Here is an 18,131-nt window from a genome sequence, read left to right as displayed (position 1 = left end):
ACGTCCTGACACCGGAAACGCCCCAACCCGGGATCGGGTCGGGGCGTTCGGCACGAACGTCAGGTGACCGGCCAGGTCAGCCCTGGTGGCCCTTCCACTTCGGGTTGGCGCGGTTCACCACGAACACCTTGCCGTGGCGACGTACCACCACCGAACCCGGCTTCTGCTTCAGCGAGCGCAGCGAGCTGCGAACCTTCATGTCTGCCTCCTCGGCCTGAACAGCTGGCCTCGATTGGTACCGCCTGTCCGAACGCCGGGCACGGCACGCGGATTCCCGGGAGCGCGAGCCCCCGCAGGTGCCGGTGGAAGCCGTTACCGGCCGTGCCGGTCGACCCGTCCGGCGATCAGGTGCCCCCCTGGGCGTACGCGCGCAGCGCCGCGAGGCTCGGCGCCTCCTGCGCGTCCGCGTCCGGCACGAACCCCGCCTTCGCGTGCTCCGGCTTGCCGGCCCAGTGCCGCAGTATCTGCAGCGGGCGCACCTGGTTGGCCTTCGCCCAGCGGATCCGCTGCACCCAGCCGATGCCGGCGTTCAGCCCGAGATGACCGGCGTCGGCGCGTTCCACGAAGCCGGCCGCGTCGTCGGTGACGGCGGCCCAGAGGTATCCGATCGTCCGCCCGCCGAGCTGCACCGGCAGGACCCGCACCGGGGACGTCGTGCTGTCCGGGTAGTTGTCGGGCATGGAGACCGTCCGGAACTGCGGATCCTCCGACATCGGACCGCGGGTCATGACACCTCTCAGTTGTCCGTGCCGGGGACGATGCGGCCTCGGACGTGCAGGCGGCCGGCCGCGTCGTACTCGGCGGAGTCGATGACGTACGTCTGCCCCCTGCCGAGCAGCAACTCCCGTTCGGCGGGGAAGTCGGAGACGCCGTCAACGTACATGGCGGGGGTGCCGGCGGGCACCTCGATGTGCAGGACGACCGGCTTGTGCGGGGCGAAGTCGGGGTCTGGGCCGAGCGCCGTCGACAGGTAGGCCGGCTCGTGCTGGGTGCTGCCGACCAGCTGCGCTGGGTCGCAGTTGAAGGCGTTGAGGCCGGTCTCCCGAGTCACCATGACGTTCTCCGGCACCGGCCGCAGGTTCATCGACTCGTCGATCCGGGTGACGACCTCGGACAGCTCCGGGCTCATCGGGGACTGTCCGCGCAGTGCCCCGTTGATGTCCTTGTAGTCCGGTGGCCACGGTGACGCCCCGGGAGGCTTTTCGCCGGTGTACCACCGGAGTGCGTCGGCCTGGTTGGGGCTGAGGTCGGCCTGCGCCTGCGCCCAGGTGTCCCGCCCCCACGCGGCGCCGTCGGCGTTGCTGGCGAACGTCTGTGGTTCCGGCTGGCCGGGGGGCCGGGTCGGCAGGTCGGCCGGGTCGGGCTCGGCGTCGGCGGGATCCGGGTGGGTCCCGTCCGGGACGGAATCGGCCGGGTCGGTCCCGCCGAGGTCGGGGGACCCGCCGTCGGGCACGCCACCGGGCCGACCGTCGACCGCCCAGGGGGGAGGTGGCGTCGTCCCGCCGCCGGGTCCGTCGGTGGACGGCGCGTCGACCCGGGGCCCGGTGGTGGGCAGGTCGGGTGTCGGGGAATGCCCGGCTGGGGTGCGCCGCAGGCTCTTGAGCACCGCCTCGAGCGTGTCGACGATGTCGCCGAGGCGGGCGAAGATCGGTCGGAGCCGGTTGACGCTCGCGGCGAGAGCCGTGAGGACCTTGGCCACCTTCGCGACCCACTTGGCGACCAGACTGGACACCTGCGCGGCCACCCAGGGGGTGGCGAGGCCCAGGGTGAGGCCGGCCTCGGCGAGCCACTCCCAGAGCCGGACGGCGAGCACCGAGACGAAGTCGGCGATCAGGTCCCGGACCAGCTCGCGCACCAGGGCCACCAGCAGGCCGGCGCCCTCGACCAGCAGGCCGATCAGGTCGGCGGCCTCCGCGATGTCGTTCAGGCCGCTCGTGTGCCGCGCGGCGTATGCCCGATAGGCGTCCGAGGCCGCGCCCGCCCAGTCGGCGAGGTCGCTGTCCACCGCCGCGGCGAAGGCGGTGGCCTGGGTGCCGACGTGTCGGGCGACGTTGTGCCAGGTCTGTGCGTAGGCGGTGATCTGGTCCGGGTCGCCGGCCAGCCAGTCGAGCGCGTCGGAGAGGGGCTCGACGTGCTCGATCAGCCAGGCCACGCCCCAGGAGACCAGCGCGCCGAGGGGATCGGTGCAGAACGCCAGCGCCTCCATCGACGCGCCGACGCCGCCGATCGTGGCATCCACCCAGGAGCCCGACTCGATGCCGGCGCGCAGCCCGGCGATGCCCTCGGCCACCCCGACGCCGCTGTACCAGCCGGTGGTGTCCTCCCGCGCCGCGATCAGCGGGTTGGTCACGTCGGTGCTCACCGATGCATTCCCGCGAAGCCGGAGGAGATGCCGGAGTCGGTTTCGTCGTACGCGCGGGCGTTGGACTCCAGCCCGCCGGCCGCGCTGCGCAGAGACTCCTCGGCGGCGGCCAGGGCGGCCACCGCCCGCTCCTGAAGTACGTCGAGGAACAGCGGGATCGCCTGGCAGACGGGGAGTTTGCCGTACGCCTCGGCGCCCAGCACCACGTGCGCCGCCGCGCCGTGGGCGTTGTTCACCTCCCCGGCGATCCGGTCCACCGAGCGGGCGTGCCGGACCAGCGCCGCGCTGGTCACCTCGAAGCCCTCACCGGCGGCCACGGCGCCCATTCCCCTCCGGCCCCGGGTCGTCGGCGTCGTCCTCGGGCTGCTTCGGGAAGCGGCGCTCGTAGCTGGAGACAACCGCCCGTGCGGTGTCGGAGTCCGAGCCGACGGTCTCCGCCGCGGCCTCCGCCACCTGGGAGGCGAGCCGCCCCTGTGCGCGGCGCATCACCTGGAGTATCTCGGCGGCGATCTCGTCGGGCTGCCAGCGCAGCACCCGGTGGTCCAGGCGCAGGTCGGTCGGCACGCCCGACGCGGCCACGGTGACCCGGACCGCGCCGTCGGCGCCGTCGGCGGTAGCGGACATGCCCGCCACCTGCTCGGACAGCGCCTGTGCCCGCGCCGCCCGCTCCGAGACACCCGCCGTCCAGGACGCCACGAACCGTTCGGTCGCCGCGCCGAAGTCGCCAATCGGCACCTGGGACATGTGCTCCTCCCCATCCCGGCCGCGCCCCCGCTGGCGCACCGCGCCGGTGCTGCCGGCGTCCGTCCGCAGGCGGCGGACACACCGTACGCCGTGGCGGCTCTTGGCGGCGTCCCCTCACCGGCGTGCGGGAAGGCCTCGGTCCGACGCGCCGGGCCTGCCGCCGTCGAACCTTTCGCGTCCCGCGTCCGTACCACTGTCGGGAGGTCGAATCCATGACCGTGCGTCGACTGCTCGCCGCCGTGCTGCTCGCCGCCGCGACCGTACCGCCCGCCGCCGCGCACGGAGCCCCCACCAGCCCGATCAGCCGGGCCGCGGCCTGCGGACCCGAGGGCCGGTACGCGACCACCGCGGCATGCCGGGCGGCCGTCGAGGCGGGCGCGGCGGTCCGGGAGTGGGACAACGTGCGGATCTCCACGGTCAACGGGCGGGACCGGGAGCGGGTCCCGGACGGCGAGCTGTGCGGCGGCGGGCTCTCCGCGTACCAGGGGCTGAACCTGGCCCGGACGGACTGGCCGGCCACCGAGGTCACCGCGGGCGCGCGGTTCACCTTCCGCTATCGCACCACCATCCCGCACCGGGGCACGTTCCGGCTCTACGTCACCCGGCCCTCCTACGACCCGAAGGCGCCGCTGACCTGGGCCGACCTGGAGACGCGCCCGTTCCTGACGGCGACCGACCCGCCGGTGCGCTCGGGCGCGTACCAGCTGCCGGGCCGGTTGCCCGGCGGCCGGGAGGGGCGGCACCTGATCTACACGATCTGGGAGAACTCCAGCACCCCGGACACCTACTACTCCTGCTCGGATGTGCTGTTCCGGCCGGCGGCCGGTGCCACGGCGGGCTCGTCCGGCCGGGCCGCGTCGACGAAGAGCGGCGCGGCTGCTCCGCGTACCGCGGGCGTCGCGCCGGCCAGCGCGGAGCCGGCGGCGGCGTCGGTGGCCGACCCGGGCGTGCCGGTGGCCTCGGTGACCGACCTGGGCGACCGGCTGCCCCTGCTGGCCGGTGCCGCCGCGGTGCTCACCCTGGCCCTGCTGGTCGCGGTGGGCCGGCGGCTGCGCCGGGCCGACGCGCCGCCGGTCGGTCGTCCGTGCGGAGTGCGCAACCACCGGGCCGGCCGGCGCCGGATCTGGTGAAGCCGCCGCGCCGGCCGGTGCCCGCCTGAGCGGTGACCCCGGCCGGCGGCGGTTGCTCAGCCCAGGAGTCGGTCGATCTCGGCCAGCTCCTCGGCGGTGAAGTCGAGGTTGTCCAGCGCCGCGATGTTCGTCTCCAGTTGCGCGACGCTGCTCGCCCCGATGATCAGGCTGGTCATCCGCGGGTCGCGCAGCGCCCAGGCCAGCGCGAGCTGGGCCAGCGACTGGCCGCGCCGCTCGGCGACGGCGCCGAGGCCCCGGATGGTGGCCATCTTCTCCTCGCTGAGGTCGCTCTCGTTGAGGAAGACGCTGGTGCGTACCCGCGAGTCCGCCGGGATGCCGCCCAGGTAGCGGTCGGTGAGCAGGCCCTGCGCCAGCGGGCTGTAGGCGATGCAGCCGGCGCCGGCCTGCTCCAGGGTGTCCAGCAGGCCGTCGTCCTCGGTCCAGCGGTTGAGCATCGAGTACGACGGCTGGTGGATCAGCAGCGGCGTGCCCAGCTCGCGCAGGATGCCCGCGGCCTTCGCGGTCTGCTCGGAGGTGTAGTTGGAGATGCCCACGTAGAGCGCCTTGCCGGAGCGGACGATGGCGTCCAACGCGCCCATCGTCTCCTCCAGCGGAGTGTCCGGGTCGAACCGGTGCGAGTAGAAGATGTCGACGTAGTCCAGCCCCATCCGGCGCAGCGACGCATCCACCGAGGAGACCAGGTACTTGCGCGAGCCCCACTCGCCGTACGGGCCGGGCCACATCAGATAGCCGGCCTTGCTGGAGATCACCAGCTCGTCGCGGTACGGCTTCAGGTCGCTGGCGAGCATCCGACCGAAGTTCTCCTCCGCCGCGCCGGGCGGAGGACCGTAGTTGTTGGCCAGGTCGAAGTGGGTGACGCCGAGGTCGAAGGCGCGGCGCACGATGTCGCGCTGCCGCTCGTACGGGCGGTCCGGGCCGAAGTTGTGCCACAGGCCGAGAGAGATGGCCGGCAGCCGCAGGCCACTGCGCCCGCTGCGCCGGTAGGTCATGGTGTCGTAGCGGTCGTCCGCGGCGAGGTAGGTCACGATCATGAGCCTAGCCCCGGCCCCGGCGCGGGGTGTGGGCGATCCGGCGTGCGAACCCGGACATCGGGGTAGCTTCGAGGCCATGCGTTTCCTCACGCTCGACACCCCCAAGCCGCTGTCCAAGATCGGCCTCGGCACCTGGCAGTTCGGCTCCCGGGAGTGGGGCTACGGCCCCGATTTCGAGACTCGGGCGACGCAGATCGTGCGCCGGGCCGTCGAGTTGGGCGTGACGGTCTTCGACACGGCCGAGATCTACGGATTCGGGCGCAGCGAACGCATCCTCGGCGCGGCGTTGGGCGACGACCGGCCGAAGGTGGTCGTCGCCACGAAGATCTTCCCGGTCCTGCCGGTGGCCGCGGTGGTGCAGCAGCGGGCGGTCGCGTCGGCGGCCCGGCTCGGCGTCACCAGCCTCGACCTCTACCAGGTGCACCAGCCCAATCCGCTGGTCGCCGACCACACCACCATGCGCGGCATGCGGGCCCTGCAGGACGTCGGGCTGGTCGGCGAGGTCGGGGTCAGCAACTACGGGCTGCGCCGCTGGCAGGTCGCCGAGTCGGCGCTCGGCCGGCGGGTGCTCAGCAACCAGGTCCGCTACAGCATGATCGACCGGGCACCCGAGCAGGATCTGCTGCCGTACGCCCGGCAGGCCGGCCGGGTGGTGATCGCGTACAGCCCGCTGGCCCAGGGCTTCCTGTCCGGCCGCTACGACGCGAAGAACCCGCCGACCGGCGCGGTCCGGCGGGCCAACCCGTACTTCCTTCCGGAGAACCTGGAACGCGGCGCCAAGCTGATCGAAACGCTGCGCCAGGTGGCCGACGCGCACGACGCCACCCCCAGCCAGATCGCCCTGGCCTACCTGCTGCGCCACCCGAACGTGCTGGCCATCCCCGGCGCGTCCGGGGTGGAGCAGATGGAACGCAACGCCGCCGCGGCCGACATCGAGCTCGGCGACGACGAGTACGCCGCGCTGGCCGACGCCGCGAAGCGGTTCCGCCCGATCACCGGCCTGGCGGCGATGCCGCGGCTTCTGCGTAACCGGTTGAGCAACACACCGACGGGAAAGTGAGCACAGTGGACGACATCACCGCCTTGATCCTGGACGACCACGCCGCCTTCCGGCGCGGCTTCGCCCGCCTCGACGACGCCCGCGACGAGCACGAGCTGCTGTCGATCTGGGACGCGCTGTCGCTGCACCTGGACATCCACGCCGAGGCGGAGGAGTCGATCCTCTACCCGCACCTGGTCCGGCACGGTGACGACGGCGAGGCCGAGACCGCCGACGCGGTCGGCGACCACAACAAGATCCGTGACGCCATCGCCGAGTCCAAGCTGCACCCGGTCGGCTCGGAGCGGTGGTGGGAGGCGGTGCGCACTGCCCGGCGGGAGAACAGCGAGCACCTTGCCGAAGAGGAGGACGAGGCGTTGCCCGACTTCCGCCGGCACGTCGGCACCGAGCTGCGGGCCGAGCTGGGCCAGCGGTGGCTGACCTTCTACGGCGAGCACAAGAACGGCCGTGACCTGTCGTTCGACGACAAGGACCCGCAGCGGTACGTGGCCGACCACCGCTGAGCACACCCGGATCTCCCCGAGACGGGGGAGTCGCCGGGACGGCCGGCGGCGGCAGAATGACGGGGTGAACCCCCGAGCGGTGCTGGCCCCGCTCGTCGCCGGCACGACCTGGCGGCGCGGCGTGTTCCTGCTGCTCGGCGGGGTGCTGGCGTTGCCGTACGGGTTGCTCGCGGTGACCTTCACCCAGCTGCTCACCGACTCGGAGCTTCCCCGCCCGCTGGTGATCGCCCTGCTGGTCATCGCCGCCCTGATCGCGGTGGTGCCGCTGCTGCTGGACGGCAGCCGGGCCCTGGAGATCGCCGCCGCGCGGACGCTGCTCGGCGTGGACCTGCCCGACCCGGCACCCGGGCACCGGGGCGACCGGGAGACCCGACTGCGCGGCGCACTGTGGATCGTCACCCACCTGATCGTGGGCGGGCTGGTGATGTTCGCCCTGTTCAGCGCGGTACCGATGGCGCTCGCCTTCATCGCCCAGCAGTTCGGCATCGGCACCGAACTGATCACACGGGAACGGTTCGGGCCGCTCGACGGGCGGGACACCGGCTGGCTGACGCTGACCGGGGTGGCCCTGCTGGCCGGTCTCGGCTATGCCGTCGCCGGGCTCGGCGCACTGGCGGTGTCGATGGCGCCGGTGCTGCTAGGCCCGGCGGAGGCGGAGCGGATCGCCGCGCTGGAGGCGCGGGCCACCCGGCTCGCCGAACGCAACCGGCTGGCCCGGGAGCTGCATGACTCGGTCGGCCACGCGCTGACCGTGGCCACCCTCCAGGCCGGGGCGGCCGGGGAGGTCCTCGACACCGATCCGGAGTTCGTCCGGCGCGCGCTCACCGCGATCGAGGAGGCCGGGCGGACCGCGATGGACGAGTTGGACCACGTGCTCGGGCTGCTCCGCGAACCCGCCGGTGGCCGGTCCGTGAGGGCACCGCAGCGTACCCTCGCCGACCTGGACGGGCTGGTCGCCGACAGCCGCACGGCCGGGCTCGCGGTGAACGCCCTGCGGGTCGGCGACCCGGCGTCGGTGCCCCCGGCGGTGTCCCGGGAGGGCTACCGGATCGTGCAGGAAGGGCTGACGAATGCCGCCCGGTACGGGTGCGGGCCGGTGACGCTCCGCCTCGACCTGCGCGACGACGCGCTGGAGTTGGAACTGGTCAACGCGATGGGCCGCCGGGGTCGCGCCGACCCGGGCCGGGGCGGGCGCGGCCTGGACGGGATGCGCGAACGGGTGCTGCTGCTCGGCGGCCGGCTGACCGTGGGACCGGAGGGGGGCCGGTGGCGGATCCGGGCCCGGCTGCCGTACGAGGGTACGTCGTGAGCACCGGGGTGCTGATCGTCGACGACGACGAGCTGATCCGGGTCGGGCTGCGGGCCATCCTCAACGCCCAGCCCGACCTGGAGGTGCTCGCCGAGGCCGCCGACGGTGCCGAGGTGCTGCCGCTGGTGGCCCGGCACCGGCCGGCGGTGGTGCTGATGGACGTGCGGATGCCCGGCATCGACGGCATCCAGGCCACCCGGCACCTGCTGGCCGCCTCCGCCGACCCGCCCCGGGTGCTGGTGGTCACCACCTTCGCCAACGACGAGTACGTCTACGAGGCGCTGCGCGCCGGCGCGTCCGGCTTCCTGCTGAAACGGGCCCGGCCGGCCGAGGTGGTGGAGGCGGTCCGGGTGGTCGCCGCCGGGGAGTCGCTGCTCTTCCCGGCCGCGATCCGCCGGCTGGTCGGGGCGTACGGGTCACGCGGCGGCAACCGGCTGCGGACGGCCCGGCTCACCGAGCGGGAGGCGGAGGTGCTGCGGCTGATGGCCACCGGCCGGTCCAACCCGGAGATCGCCGCCCACCTCGTGGTCGGGGTGGAGACGGTGAAGACGCACGTCGGCAACGTGCTGGCCAAGCTGGGGGTGCGCGACCGCACCCAGGCCGTGATCGCCGCCTACGAGTCCGGCTTCGTGGTACCCGCCAGCTGATCCCCCCCTGCGGGGGAGCGGGTTCGCCGCTACGCGGGAGGGCTCCGGCCCGCCGGCCGCCGAGGCTGAAACCATGACGACGACCGTTGCCGCACCACCCCGTACCGCCTCCCGTTGGCCCGACCGCTTCGCCCCGCTGGCCGCCGGCTGGCTCGGTCTCTGGGGCGTCCTCGCCCTGCTCGCCACGCTCACCGGCGCCGGCTACCCGTTCGGCGCGAACGACCCGCACGGTGGCGACGTCAACCTGCTGCGGCTGGTGCCGATGGGGCTGGCCACCCCGCTCTTCGCCTGCGTCCTGCTCACCGCCGCCGTCGCCGCGCTGGCCATGAGCCGCCCGGCGGTGCGCCCACCCGGCCCGCTGCGGGCGCTGCTCGCCGGCTACGGCTGGGCGGTGGCCTTCGCCCTGGCCGTGGTCGTTCCGGACGCCCGGGTGCTGATCATCCTGGGTTACGCGCCGATCCTGCTCCTCGGAGCACCCTTCGGCTGGCCGCCGGTCGACTACGCCGACATCTTCACCTGGGCGCTGTTCGCCCGGTTCGCCGCGCTGGCCGGCGGGCTGCTGCTGGCCGGCGCGGTGCTGGCCTGGCAGCGCCGTACCGCCGGGGCCTGCCTCGGCTGTGGCCGCGACGGCACCGACCGGGGCTGGACCACCCCGGCCGCCGCCGCCCGCTGGGGTCGGTGGGCCGCCGGCATCGCGGCGGCCATCCCGCTGACGTACGCGCTGACCCGGTTCGCCTGGGCCGCCGGCATCCCGCTCGGCATCTCCCGGGAGTTCCTGACCGAGATGCAGGACACCGGGCTGGTCTGGGCGGGCCTGGGCCTGGGCGCGTTCGCCACCGTCGGCGCGATCCTCACCCTCGGGCTGGTGCAGCGCTGGGGTGAGCGGTTCCCGCGCTGGATGATCGGGCTGGCTGGTCGCCGGGTGCCGGTGAAGCTGGCCGTGGTGCCGGCCACCCTGGTCGCGATCGCGGTGACCGCCGCCACTCTCGGGCTGCTAAGCAACCCCGGGTTCTGGGATCTCGAGCACGGGTTCAGCCTGGCCGGCGCGCCGATGCTGCTCTGGCCGTTCTGGGGCGTGGCGCTGGGCGCGGCCACGTACGCGTACCACCTGCGCCGCCGCGGTGCCTGCCGGCGCTGCGGGCGGGCCTGAGGGTGTGTAAGGAAGGGCCCCTTGTTAACGGTTTCCGTTGTATAGGGGTCCCTTCCTAACCTGAGCTAGCGTGGGTCGGGTGACTGCGCCTTCCCCGGTAATCCCGGTTCCACCGGCCGACCTGCCCGGCACGCTCGGCGCGCTGCGGGCGGCCGGTCACCAGTACCGCACCGTCAAGCAGGAACTCCGCGACAACCTCCTGGCCCGGATGCGCTCCGGCGAGGACCGTTTCCCCGGCATCGTCGGCTACGACGACACCGTGCTGCCCGAGGTCGAGCGGGCGCTGCTCGCCGGGCACGACATGGTGCTGCTCGGCGAGCGCGGCCAGGGCAAGACCCGCCTGATCCGCTCGCTCGGCGCGCTGCTCGACGAGTGGACCCCGGTCATCCCCGGCTCGGTGCTCAACGAGCACCCGCTGCACCCGCTGACCCCGGCGTCGATCGCCCAGGTCGCCGAGGCCGGCGACGACCTGCCGGTCGGCTGGCTGCACCGCTCGCTGCGCTACGGCGAGAAGCTGGCGACCCCGGACACCAGCGTCGGTGACCTGATCGGCGACGTGGACCCGATCCGGATCGCCCAGGGCCGGACGCTCGGCGACCCGGAGACGATCCACTTCGGCCTGGTTCCCCGTACCAACCGGGGCATCTTCGCCGTCAACGAGCTGCCCGACCTGGCCGAGCGGATCCAGGTGGCGCTGCTCAACGTGCTGGAGGAGCGCGACATCCAGGTCCGCGGCTACCAGCTGCGGCTGCCGCTGGACCTGCTCCTGGTGGCCAGCGCCAACCCGGAGGACTACACCAACCGGGGCCGGATCATCACCCCGCTCAAGGACCGGTTCGGTGCGGAGATCCGTACCCACTACCCCGTTGACCTGGAGCTGGAGCTGGCGCTGATCCGCCAGGAGGCCGCCCTGGTCGCCGAGGTGCCCGAGCACGTGCTGGAGGTCCTGGCCCGGTTCGCCCGCGCGGTGCGCGAGTCGCCGTCGGTGGACCCGCGCTCCGGCGTCTCCGCGCGGTTCGCCATCGCCGCCGCCGAGACGGTCGCCGGCGCCGCGCTGCGCCGCGCCGGCCTGCTCGCCGCCGCCGGCCAGGCGTTAGCAGGGGCCCCCTATACAACGCAAAGCGATAACAAGGGGCCCTTCCTTTCATCCGAGGCGGCGGTGGCGCGGGTTGGGGACGCGGTGTCGGTGACCTCCACGCTGCGCGGCAAGGTGGAGTTCGAGAGCGGCGAGGAGGGGCGGGAGATCGAGATCCTGGCCCACCTGCTGCGTACCGCGACCGCCGAGACGTTCCGCGCCCGGCTGGCCGGGTTGGACCTGTCCGGCTTCACCGCCCTGGTCGAGGACGGCACCGCCATCGAGACCGGCGAGCTGGTCGGCGCCGGTGAGCTGCTGCGCCAGGTGGGCACCGTGCCGGGCCTGGCCAAGGTGCTGGAGCGCCTCGGCATGGGCGACGCGCCCACCCCGGAGGAGGCCGCCGCCGGCATCGAGTTCGTGCTGGAGGGGCTGCACCTGACCCGGCGACTCGGCAAGGACGTCACCGACTCCGGGCGCACCGTCTACGGCGGCCGGGGCTGACCGTGGCCGGCAACCGGTTCCGGTACGGGCAGTGGCGCGGCGGCCCCGACCCGCTCGCACCCCCGTACGACGTGCGCGAGGCGGTCGACGCGGTCGGCGCCGAGGTACTGGCCGGCGGCAGCCTGCGCGAGGCGCTGCGCGATCTGCTGCGCCGGGGCCCGCAGGGGCGCGGCGGGCTCGACGACCTGGCCGCCCGGGCCCGCCGGCTGCGCCGGGAGGCGCTGCGCCGAGGTGACCTGGACGGCGCGGTGACCCGGGCCCGGGCGCTGCTCGACCAGGCCGTCGCCGCCGAGCGGGACGAGCTGCGCGGGCGGGACGACGACGCTTCCCGGTTCGCCGAGGCGGTGCTGGACAACCTGCCCCGCTCGACCGCCCGGGCCGTCGAGGAGTTGAGCGGCTACCAGTGGGCCAGCGAGGACGCCCGCCGGTCGTACCAGCAGATCCTCGACGGGCTGCGCGACGACGTGCTGGGCCAGCGCTTCGCCGGGCTGCGCGACGCGGTCCGCGCCTCCGCCGACCCGGCCGCCCAGCAGCGGCTGGCCGAGATGATGCACGACCTGAACGACCTGCTGTCCCGGCACGGCCGGGCCGAGGACACCACCGATGCGTTCGCCGAGTTCATGCGCCGCCACGGCGACTTCTTCCCGGAGCAGCCGGAGACCGTCGACGAGCTGATCGACGTGCTGGCCCGCCGCGCGGCGGCCGGCGAGCGGCTCATGAACTCGCTCTCCGAGCGGCAGCGGGCCGAGCTGGCCGGGCTGATGCAGCAGTCGCTGGGCGACCGGCTGGCCGGGGAGTTGTCCGCGCTCGACGCCAACCTGCGGGCGTTGCGGCCGGACCTGCGGTGGGGGCGCGGCGAGCGGGTCCGGGGCGAACAGCCGCTGGACTACGCCGACGCGGCCGGGGCGCTGGGCGAGATTGGCGAGCTGGACGATCTGCTGGACCAGCTCGACCAGGAGCATGCCGGCGCCACCCTGGACGACGTTGACGTCGACGCGGTGGCCCGCACCTTGGGCCGGGACGCCGCCGACGACGTACGTCGACTCCAGGAGCTGGAGCGGGAGCTGCGCCGGCAGGGCTGGGTGAGCCGGGACGCGGACGGGCTCACGCTGAGCCCGAAGGCGTTGCGCCGGCTCGGGGGCACCGCACTGCGGCGGGTCTTCGCCGAGCTGACCGCCGGGCCGCGCGGCCAGCACGACCTGCGCTCGGCGGGTGCCGCCGGCGAGGTCAGCGGCGCGTCACGGCCCTGGCAGTACGGCGACGAGCAGCCGTTGGACGTGGTCCGCACGTTGACGCGGGCGGTGCGCCGCGCCGGCCCCACCGTGCCGGTGCAGCTCGCGGTGGACGACTTCGAGGTGGTGGAGACCGAGCGTCGGGCCTCCGCGGCGGTGGCGCTCTGCGTCGACCTCTCCTACTCGATGATCTCCCAGGGGCGCTGGGGTCCGATGAAGCAGACGGCGCTGGCCCTGTCGCACCTGATGGAGACCCGCTTCCCGCAGGACGCGTTGCAGATCGTCGGCTTCGGCCGGGAGGCGATGACGCTCAGCCAGCAGGAGCTGGCCGCGGTCGAGCCGGACCTGCAACAGGGCACCAACCTCCAGCACGCGCTGCGGTTGGCCGGCCGGCATTTGCGCCGGCACCCGGACGCCGAGCCGGTGGTGCTGGTGGTCACCGACGGCGAGCCGACCGCACACCTGGACCCGGAGGCCGGCGAGGCGCTGTTCCACTGGCCGCCGCTGCCGGAGACGATCGAGGCGACGGTCCGCGAGGTGGACCGGCTCAGCCGCTACGGCGCCACGATCAACCTGTTCATGCTCGGCGACGATCCGGGCCTGCGCCGCTTCGTCGACGCGGTGGCCCGGCGCAGCCGGGGCCGGATGTTCACCCCGGACACCGACGACCTCGGCGAGTACGTCGTCAGCGACTACCTGCGCGCCCGCCACGGCCGCCGCTGACCCCCGTCCGGGTGAACGGGGGGCGGTAGGGCCGGGGGCGGCGCGGCCGGCTCCGGTTGACTGGGGGCGTGGAGAGCGGGCGGTTGCGGGAGGCGTACGGGGAGTTGCTCGCGGAGGTGACGGCCGGCGGGTTCGCCCCGCCGCCGCAGGGTCAGCTCAGCGCCGAGCAGATCGTCGCCCACCTGGCCGCCAACGACGAGTTGATGATCCAGGCCACCGAGGCGCTGCTGGCCGGTGCGCCGTTCGCCTACTACGAGCTGGAGGAGGACGTGCACCGCCCGCAGCTCGACGCGCTGGTCGCCGAGCAGGGTGGGCTGTCCGGCCTGGCCGGGCTGCTGCGCGGCACCAGCGAGCGGCTCTGTGCGCTGGTCGACCGGCTCGGCCCCGCTGCCCTGACGCCGGTCGAGACGCATCTGCGCGAGGGCTTCGACCTGCGGGTCGACGAGTCCCTGCCCTGGTCCCGCACCCTCGACCTGCACGTGCGGGTGCACCTGCCCAAACACCTCGCCCAGCTGCGGATGCTGCGCGCCTGAGCCGCGCCGGTCGTCGGCGAGCCCGCTGGTCAGGTGTCGATCAGGTCGGCGCGCGGGTGGAAGGCGCGGCGGTAGGTGGAGGGGGACACGCCGATGCGCTGGTGCAGTTGCTGGCGCAGCGCGGCCGTGGTGCCGAAGCCGCTGCGGTGGGCGACCTGGTCGACCGTGAGGTCGGTCGTCTCGAGCAGCAGCCGGGCGTGGTCGGTGCGCTGTTGCAGCAGCCACTGCGCCGGGCTCAGCCCCGTCTCGGAGCGGAACCGCCGGGTGAAGGTACGCACGCTCATCCGGGCCTGCTCGGCCAGGTCGCGCAGGGCGACCGGCTCGTGCAGCCGCTGTCGGGCCCACTCGCGGGCGCCGGCGGTGCTGGTGTCGGTCGCCTTCGGCACCGGCCGTTCGATGTACTGCGCCTGGCCGCCGTCGCGCCAGGGCGGCACCACGCACCGGCGGGCCGCCCGGTTGGCCACCTCGCTGCCGTGGTCGAGGCGGATGACGTGCAGGCAGAGGTCGATGCCGGCGGCAACCCCGGCGGAGGTGAGCACCCGGTCGTCGGTGATGAAGAGCACGTCCGGGTCGAGGTCCACGCGCCCGTGCAGCCGACGGAAGTCCTCGGCGTGCGCCCAGTGGGTGGTGGCCCGCCGCCCGTCGAGCAGCCCGGCGGCGGCCAGCACGAACGCCCCGGTGCAGATCGACATGACCCGGGCTCCCCGCTGGTACGCCGCCCGCAGCGCCTCGGCCACCTCCGGCTCGAGGCGGCCGGTGGTCAGCGCGTCGCCGCCGTGGATGCCGGGGACGATCACCGTGTCGGCGGTGTCGAGCAGCTCCAGCCCGTGCTCGGGGACCACCTGGTAGCCGGCGGTGCTGCGGACCGGCCGGCGCCCGGGGGTGCACACCCGTACGTCGTAGTACGACGCTCCGTCGCCGTCGCGGGCGGTGCCGAAGACCTGGGACGGGGTGCCCAGATCGAGGCCGACCACCTCGTCGAGGGCGAGTACGGCGATCCGGTGCGGGCGTAGGGCCATGGCCCGATTATTGCGCATGATGGCTTTCCGGCCACTCGTCGCGGGCGACGGCGCCGCCCAGACTGACCAGCGTGACCAGAGAACGCCGCCTGCATCCTGCCTGGCTCGTCGCCGCCGTCGCCTTCGTGGCGCTGGTCGGCGCGGCCGGCTTCCGCGCCACCCCGTCGGTGCTCCTGCACCCGCTGCACGCCGAGTTCGGCTGGCCGCTGGCCACCATCTCGGCGGCCGTGTCGGTCAACCTGCTGCTCTACGGGCTCACCGCGCCGTTCGCCGCCGCCCTGATGGACCGGTTCGGCATCCGCCGGGTGGTCGCCGTCGCGCTGCTGCTGGTCGCCGCGGGCAGCGGGTTGACCGTCTTCATGACCGCCAGTTGGCAGCTGATCCTCTGCTGGGGCGTGCTGGTCGGGCTGGGCACCGGCTCGATGGCGCTGGCCTTCGTGGCCACCGTCACCGGGCGCTGGTTCGTCCGCCGCCGAGGGCTGGTCACCGGGGTGCTCACCGCCGGCGGGGCGGCCGGTCAACTGGTCTTCCTGCCGCTGGTCGCACTGCTGGTTCGCGATCACGGCTGGCGGACGGCGGCGCTCGTCGTGGCGGGGGCCGCGCTGGCGGTCGTACCTCTGGTGGTGTGGCTGCTGCGCGAGCACCCGGCGGATCTGGACCTGCCCGCCTACGGCGCGACCGAGGTGGTCGCGGCGGTGCCGCCGGCCGGCGGCGCGGCGGCCCGCGCGGTGGGCGCGCTGAGCGCCGCTGCCCGCACCCGGCCGTTCTGGCTGCTCGCTGGCGGGTTCGCGATCTGCGGCGCGACCACCAACGGCCTGGTCGGTACGCACTTCGTGCCGGCGGCGCACGACCACGGCATGGCGGAGACCACCGCCGCCGGGCTGCTCGCCCTGGTCGGGCTCTTCGACATCGTGGGCACCATCGCCTCCGGCTGGCTGACCGACCGGGTGGACAGCCGGCTGCTGCTCGGGGCCTACTACGCGCTGCGCGGGGCGTCGCTGCTGGTGCTGCCCGGGCTCTTCGCCGGCAGCGCCCGGCCGAGCATGCTGGTCTTCATCGTCTTCTACGGCCTGGACTGGGTGGCGACCGTGCCGCCGACGGTGGCGCTGTGCCGGGAGTACTTCGGCAGCGCCGGGGCGGTGGTGTTCGGCTGGGTCTTCGCCGCCCACCAGTTCGGCGCGGCGTTCGCGGCGACCGCCGCGGGCCTGGTCCGCGACTCCCTCGGCGACTACGCGCTGGCCTGGTACGTGGCCGGGGCACTGTCGATCGGCGGGGCCGGGCTGTCGCTGCTGCTGCGCCGGCGGCCGGGCACGCCGGTGCCGGAGCCCGTCCTGGCGGCCGCGGCGGCGCCTCGGGCCTGGAGCTTCCGGGGCTGAGGCCGCAGGCGTGCGTCGGGCGGTCAGCCGAGCGTCCACTGCTGGGCCGGTCGGCCGTCGCAGGGCCGCTGCTTGATCTCGGCCCCGGCCTCGGCGCCGTCGTCGTCGGCCTGCGCGCACTTGCCGCTGTGCACGGCGACCAGCAGGACCGGGCCGGCGCCGGTGGGGGTGAGCCGCCACTGCTGGTTGGCCTGGCCGTGGCAGGGGAACTGCTGGACCTTCGCGCCGTCGTCCGCGCTGCCGCCCTCGACGTCGAGGCACTGCCCGTAGGCCGCGCTGGTCAGCGTCGCCACGTCCGGGCCGGCCGGGTTGACCACCCACTGCTGCTCCGGGCCGCCGGTGCAGGCGGCCAGCACCGCCTCGGCCTTCTCGTCGTCACCGTCGAGGCCGAGGCAGAGCCCGGAGGTCGAGCGCAGCACCCGGGGGCCGGTGGTCGGGGCGGCGGGGGTGGTGGCCGCCGGGGTCGGCGTCGGCTCGGCCGGTGTGCTGGACGCCGGTTGCTCGGCCGGGGTGCTGGGTGCCACCGGCGCCGAGGGCTCGCCGACCGCCGCCGGCACCACCGGCTCGCCGCCGGCGCCGAACAGGCCGGTGGCGAAGAGCACCCCGAGCAGTACGCCGACCAGCCCGACCGCCAGCGCCACCCGCAGCAGGGGGTCGCCGGGCAGCAGGCCGGCACGGCGGATCGCGGGGCGACCGCCGTAGACGGTGCCGACCGGATCGCGGCTCTGCTCGGGCGCGGACACAGGGGTCATCCTGGCCCACGATGCCGGGTCGGGGCCAGTCGGCCGCCGGCCCGGCGCATCGGCGCAGGTCAGTCGATGACCTTGACGTCCTTCCAGAAGGCCACCCGGTCGCGGACCATCTCGGCGTCCGGCTTCGGCTCCGGGTAGTACCAGACCGCGTCCGCGCTGGTCTTCCCCGCGTGCTCGAGGCTGTAGTAGGAGGCGGTGCCCTTCCACGGGCAGACGGTGTGCGTGGCGGACTCGCGGATCAGGTCGTCGCGCAGCGCGGAGCGGGGGAAGTAGTGGTTGCCCTCCACCAGCACGGTGTCGTCGCTCTCGGCGATGATCTGGTCGTTCCACATGGCTTTCGGCATGGCTCCCACGCTATGCCGATCGGCTGGCCGCGACCACCGTCGCCCGACGTCCGGCGGCGATTTCTCAGCGCTTCGGCTCCGGGTCGGTGACGTCGGCCACCGTGGCACCGAGGGCCGCGATCGCCGCGTCGGCGTCCACGGCGACGGCGACGCCGCGCTCGCCGGCGCCGAGGGTGATCTCCCGGCCGCGCAGCCGCTGGTCGGCGATCACCGGCCAGGCCGTGGTCGAGCCGAACGGGGTGATGGTGCCGCGTTCGTAGCCGGTCGCTTCCCGGGCGGCCTGCGCCTCCGGCATGGACAGTCGACTCACCCCGAGCAGGGCGCGCAGCTTGGGCCAGGAGACGACCCGGTCGCCGGGGGTGAGCACGAAGAGGTGGTCGTCGGCGCCCCGGCGGACCACGATCGTCTTGACCACGTCGGGGACGGCGACACCCAGCGCGGCGGCCGCCTCGGTGAGGCTGCTGACCTCGCCGTGCCGGATCAGCCGGTAGTCGAGCCCGGCGGCGTCGAGGGCGTCGGTCGCGGCGGTGGACATGACCGCCACGGTAACCCGCGGGCCTCCCACCGGACGCGAAATGACCACCGTCGACATCCCACCGGACGGCCGGATGCGGGCGTA

The 18,131-nt window shown here is 74.3% G+C and carries 20 protein-coding genes; 10 read left to right on the top strand and 10 right to left on the bottom strand.

The annotated features are described in order from the left end of the window. Window positions 1-76 precede the first annotated feature (76 nt). The 5 genes from ACFOW4_RS21030 to ACFOW4_RS21010 form a co-directional block, all read right to left on the bottom strand. Window positions 77-199, bottom strand: a complete 123-nt coding sequence (locus tag ACFOW4_RS21030) for a ribosomal protein bL36 (protein ID WP_377530295.1) — start codon at window positions 197-199, stop codon at window positions 77-79. Window positions 200-344: 145 nt separating this feature from the next. Continuing rightward, window positions 345-728 carry a hypothetical protein gene (locus ACFOW4_RS21025; RefSeq protein ID WP_377530293.1) on the bottom strand — a complete coding sequence of 128 codons (384 nt, stop codon included), beginning with the start codon at window positions 726-728 and terminating at the stop codon, window positions 345-347. Window positions 729-736: 8 nt separating this feature from the next. Beyond that, window positions 737-2,362 carry an ADP-ribosyltransferase gene (locus ACFOW4_RS21020; protein ID WP_377530291.1) on the bottom strand — a complete coding sequence of 542 codons (1,626 nt, stop codon included), beginning with the start codon at window positions 2,360-2,362 and terminating at the stop codon, window positions 737-739. Beyond that, on the bottom strand, window positions 2,359-2,679 hold the full coding sequence (locus ACFOW4_RS21015) for a hypothetical protein (protein ID WP_377530289.1): 321 nt from the start codon (window positions 2,677-2,679) through the stop codon (window positions 2,359-2,361). The genes ACFOW4_RS21020 and ACFOW4_RS21015 overlap by 4 nt, the downstream gene beginning before the upstream one ends. Next, window positions 2,666-3,106: a YbaB/EbfC family nucleoid-associated protein gene (locus ACFOW4_RS21010; RefSeq protein WP_377530287.1), complete on the bottom strand. Its 441-nt coding sequence runs from the start codon at window positions 3,104-3,106 to the stop codon at window positions 2,666-2,668. Before ACFOW4_RS21010 ends, ACFOW4_RS21015 begins: the two co-directional genes overlap by 14 nt. A gap of 212 nt (window positions 3,107-3,318) precedes the next feature. On the opposite strand from ACFOW4_RS21010, the gene ACFOW4_RS21005 reads away from it, so the two are divergent. Further along, entirely contained in the window at window positions 3,319-4,236 is a 918-nt protein-coding gene (locus ACFOW4_RS21005; RefSeq protein ID WP_377530286.1) for a lytic polysaccharide monooxygenase, read from the top strand. Between the two features lie 56 nt (window positions 4,237-4,292). Here the strand turns inward: ACFOW4_RS21005 and mgrA are convergent, their stop codons facing one another. Further along, window positions 4,293-5,288, bottom strand: a complete 996-nt coding sequence (mgrA, locus tag ACFOW4_RS21000; RefSeq protein WP_377530284.1) for an L-glyceraldehyde 3-phosphate reductase — start codon at window positions 5,286-5,288, stop codon at window positions 4,293-4,295. Window positions 5,289-5,364: 76 nt separating this feature from the next. On the opposite strand from mgrA, the gene ACFOW4_RS20995 reads away from it, so the two are divergent. The 8 genes from ACFOW4_RS20995 to ACFOW4_RS20960 all read left to right on the top strand — a co-directional run bounded on the left by ACFOW4_RS20995 (window position 5,365) and on the right by ACFOW4_RS20960 (window position 14,021). After that, window positions 5,365-6,348, top strand: coding sequence for an aldo/keto reductase (locus ACFOW4_RS20995; RefSeq protein ID WP_377530282.1), 984 nt, complete (start codon window positions 5,365-5,367; stop codon window positions 6,346-6,348). Beyond that, complete coding sequence (locus ACFOW4_RS20990; protein WP_377530281.1) at window positions 6,345-6,851, top strand: hemerythrin domain-containing protein; 507 nt, start codon at window positions 6,345-6,347, stop codon at window positions 6,849-6,851. The genes ACFOW4_RS20995 and ACFOW4_RS20990 overlap by 4 nt, the downstream gene beginning before the upstream one ends. 64 nt (window positions 6,852-6,915) lie before the next feature. Then, a complete protein-coding gene (locus ACFOW4_RS20985) occupies window positions 6,916-8,160 on the top strand; it encodes a sensor histidine kinase (protein ID WP_377530279.1) in 1,245 nt (414 codons plus the stop codon). Beyond that, a complete protein-coding gene (locus ACFOW4_RS20980) occupies window positions 8,157-8,807 on the top strand; it encodes a response regulator transcription factor (protein WP_377530277.1) in 651 nt (216 codons plus the stop codon). The genes ACFOW4_RS20985 and ACFOW4_RS20980 overlap by 4 nt, the downstream gene beginning before the upstream one ends. A gap of 73 nt (window positions 8,808-8,880) precedes the next feature. Then, a complete protein-coding gene (locus tag ACFOW4_RS20975) occupies window positions 8,881-9,957 on the top strand; it encodes a hypothetical protein (RefSeq protein WP_377530275.1) in 1,077 nt (358 codons plus the stop codon). 70 nt (window positions 9,958-10,027) lie between these two features. Further along, window positions 10,028-11,533: a magnesium chelatase gene (locus ACFOW4_RS20970; protein ID WP_377530273.1), complete on the top strand. Its 1,506-nt coding sequence runs from the start codon at window positions 10,028-10,030 to the stop codon at window positions 11,531-11,533. 2 nt (window positions 11,534-11,535) lie between these two features. Further along, entirely contained in the window at window positions 11,536-13,488 is a 1,953-nt protein-coding gene (locus ACFOW4_RS20965; protein WP_377530272.1) for a VWA domain-containing protein, read from the top strand. Window positions 13,489-13,556: 68 nt separating this feature from the next. Further along, a complete protein-coding gene (locus ACFOW4_RS20960; protein WP_377530270.1) occupies window positions 13,557-14,021 on the top strand; it encodes a hypothetical protein in 465 nt (154 codons plus the stop codon). Between the two features lie 29 nt (window positions 14,022-14,050). On the opposite strand, the gene ACFOW4_RS20955 is transcribed toward ACFOW4_RS20960, so the two are convergent. After that, the gene (locus tag ACFOW4_RS20955) at window positions 14,051-15,058 is read right to left on the bottom strand and encodes a GlxA family transcriptional regulator (protein WP_377530269.1); all 1,008 of its coding nucleotides are present in this window, start codon (window positions 15,056-15,058) and stop codon (window positions 14,051-14,053) included. A gap of 53 nt (window positions 15,059-15,111) precedes the next feature. On the opposite strand from ACFOW4_RS20955, the gene ACFOW4_RS20950 reads away from it, so the two are divergent. Continuing rightward, window positions 15,112-16,416, top strand: a complete 1,305-nt coding sequence (locus tag ACFOW4_RS20950; RefSeq protein WP_377530267.1) for an MFS transporter — start codon at window positions 15,112-15,114, stop codon at window positions 16,414-16,416. Between the two features lie 23 nt (window positions 16,417-16,439). Here the strand turns inward: ACFOW4_RS20950 and ACFOW4_RS20945 are convergent, their stop codons facing one another. The 3 genes from ACFOW4_RS20945 to ACFOW4_RS20935 all read right to left on the bottom strand — a co-directional run bounded on the left by ACFOW4_RS20945 (window position 16,440) and on the right by ACFOW4_RS20935 (window position 18,047). Continuing rightward, window positions 16,440-17,168, bottom strand: a complete 729-nt coding sequence (locus ACFOW4_RS20945; protein WP_377530265.1) for an RICIN domain-containing protein — start codon at window positions 17,166-17,168, stop codon at window positions 16,440-16,442. Between the two features lie 59 nt (window positions 17,169-17,227). Beyond that, on the bottom strand, window positions 17,228-17,512 hold the full coding sequence (locus tag ACFOW4_RS20940) for a DUF427 domain-containing protein (protein WP_377530263.1): 285 nt from the start codon (window positions 17,510-17,512) through the stop codon (window positions 17,228-17,230). A gap of 64 nt (window positions 17,513-17,576) precedes the next feature. Beyond that, complete coding sequence (locus ACFOW4_RS20935; RefSeq protein ID WP_377530262.1) at window positions 17,577-18,047, bottom strand: aminoacyl-tRNA deacylase; 471 nt, start codon at window positions 18,045-18,047, stop codon at window positions 17,577-17,579. Window positions 18,048-18,131 lie beyond the last annotated feature (84 nt).

The sequence above is a fragment of the Micromonospora sp. GCM10011542 genome, from assembly GCF_042650685.1.
GTDB lineage: Bacteria > Actinomycetota > Actinomycetes > Mycobacteriales > Micromonosporaceae > Micromonospora.
The sequence above is the reverse complement of the archived record's forward strand: the minus strand, read 5'-3'. Positions and strand labels throughout refer to the sequence as shown.

Coding starts and splice junctions, on each gene's coding strand:
- ACFOW4_RS21005 (WP_377530286.1), top strand. CDS start 3,319: ATGACCGTGCGTCGACTGCTCGCCGCCGTGCTGCTCGCCGCCGCGACC.
- ACFOW4_RS20955 (WP_377530269.1), bottom strand. CDS start 15,058: ATGCGCAATAATCGGGCCATGGCCCTACGCCCGCACCGGATCGCCGTA.
- ACFOW4_RS20945 (WP_377530265.1), bottom strand. CDS start 17,168: ATGACCCCTGTGTCCGCGCCCGAGCAGAGCCGCGATCCGGTCGGCACC.
- mgrA (WP_377530284.1), bottom strand. CDS start 5,288: ATGATCGTGACCTACCTCGCCGCGGACGACCGCTACGACACCATGACC.
- ACFOW4_RS20995 (WP_377530282.1), top strand. CDS start 5,365: ATGCGTTTCCTCACGCTCGACACCCCCAAGCCGCTGTCCAAGATCGGC.
- ACFOW4_RS21025 (WP_377530293.1), bottom strand. CDS start 728: ATGACCCGCGGTCCGATGTCGGAGGATCCGCAGTTCCGGACGGTCTCC.
- ACFOW4_RS20935 (WP_377530262.1), bottom strand. CDS start 18,047: ATGTCCACCGCCGCGACCGACGCCCTCGACGCCGCCGGGCTCGACTAC.
- ACFOW4_RS20975 (WP_377530275.1), top strand. CDS start 8,881: ATGACGACGACCGTTGCCGCACCACCCCGTACCGCCTCCCGTTGGCCC.
- ACFOW4_RS20940 (WP_377530263.1), bottom strand. CDS start 17,512: ATGCCGAAAGCCATGTGGAACGACCAGATCATCGCCGAGAGCGACGAC.
- ACFOW4_RS21010 (WP_377530287.1), bottom strand. CDS start 3,106: ATGTCCCAGGTGCCGATTGGCGACTTCGGCGCGGCGACCGAACGGTTC.
- ACFOW4_RS21030 (WP_377530295.1), bottom strand. CDS start 199: ATGAAGGTTCGCAGCTCGCTGCGCTCGCTGAAGCAGAAGCCGGGTTCG.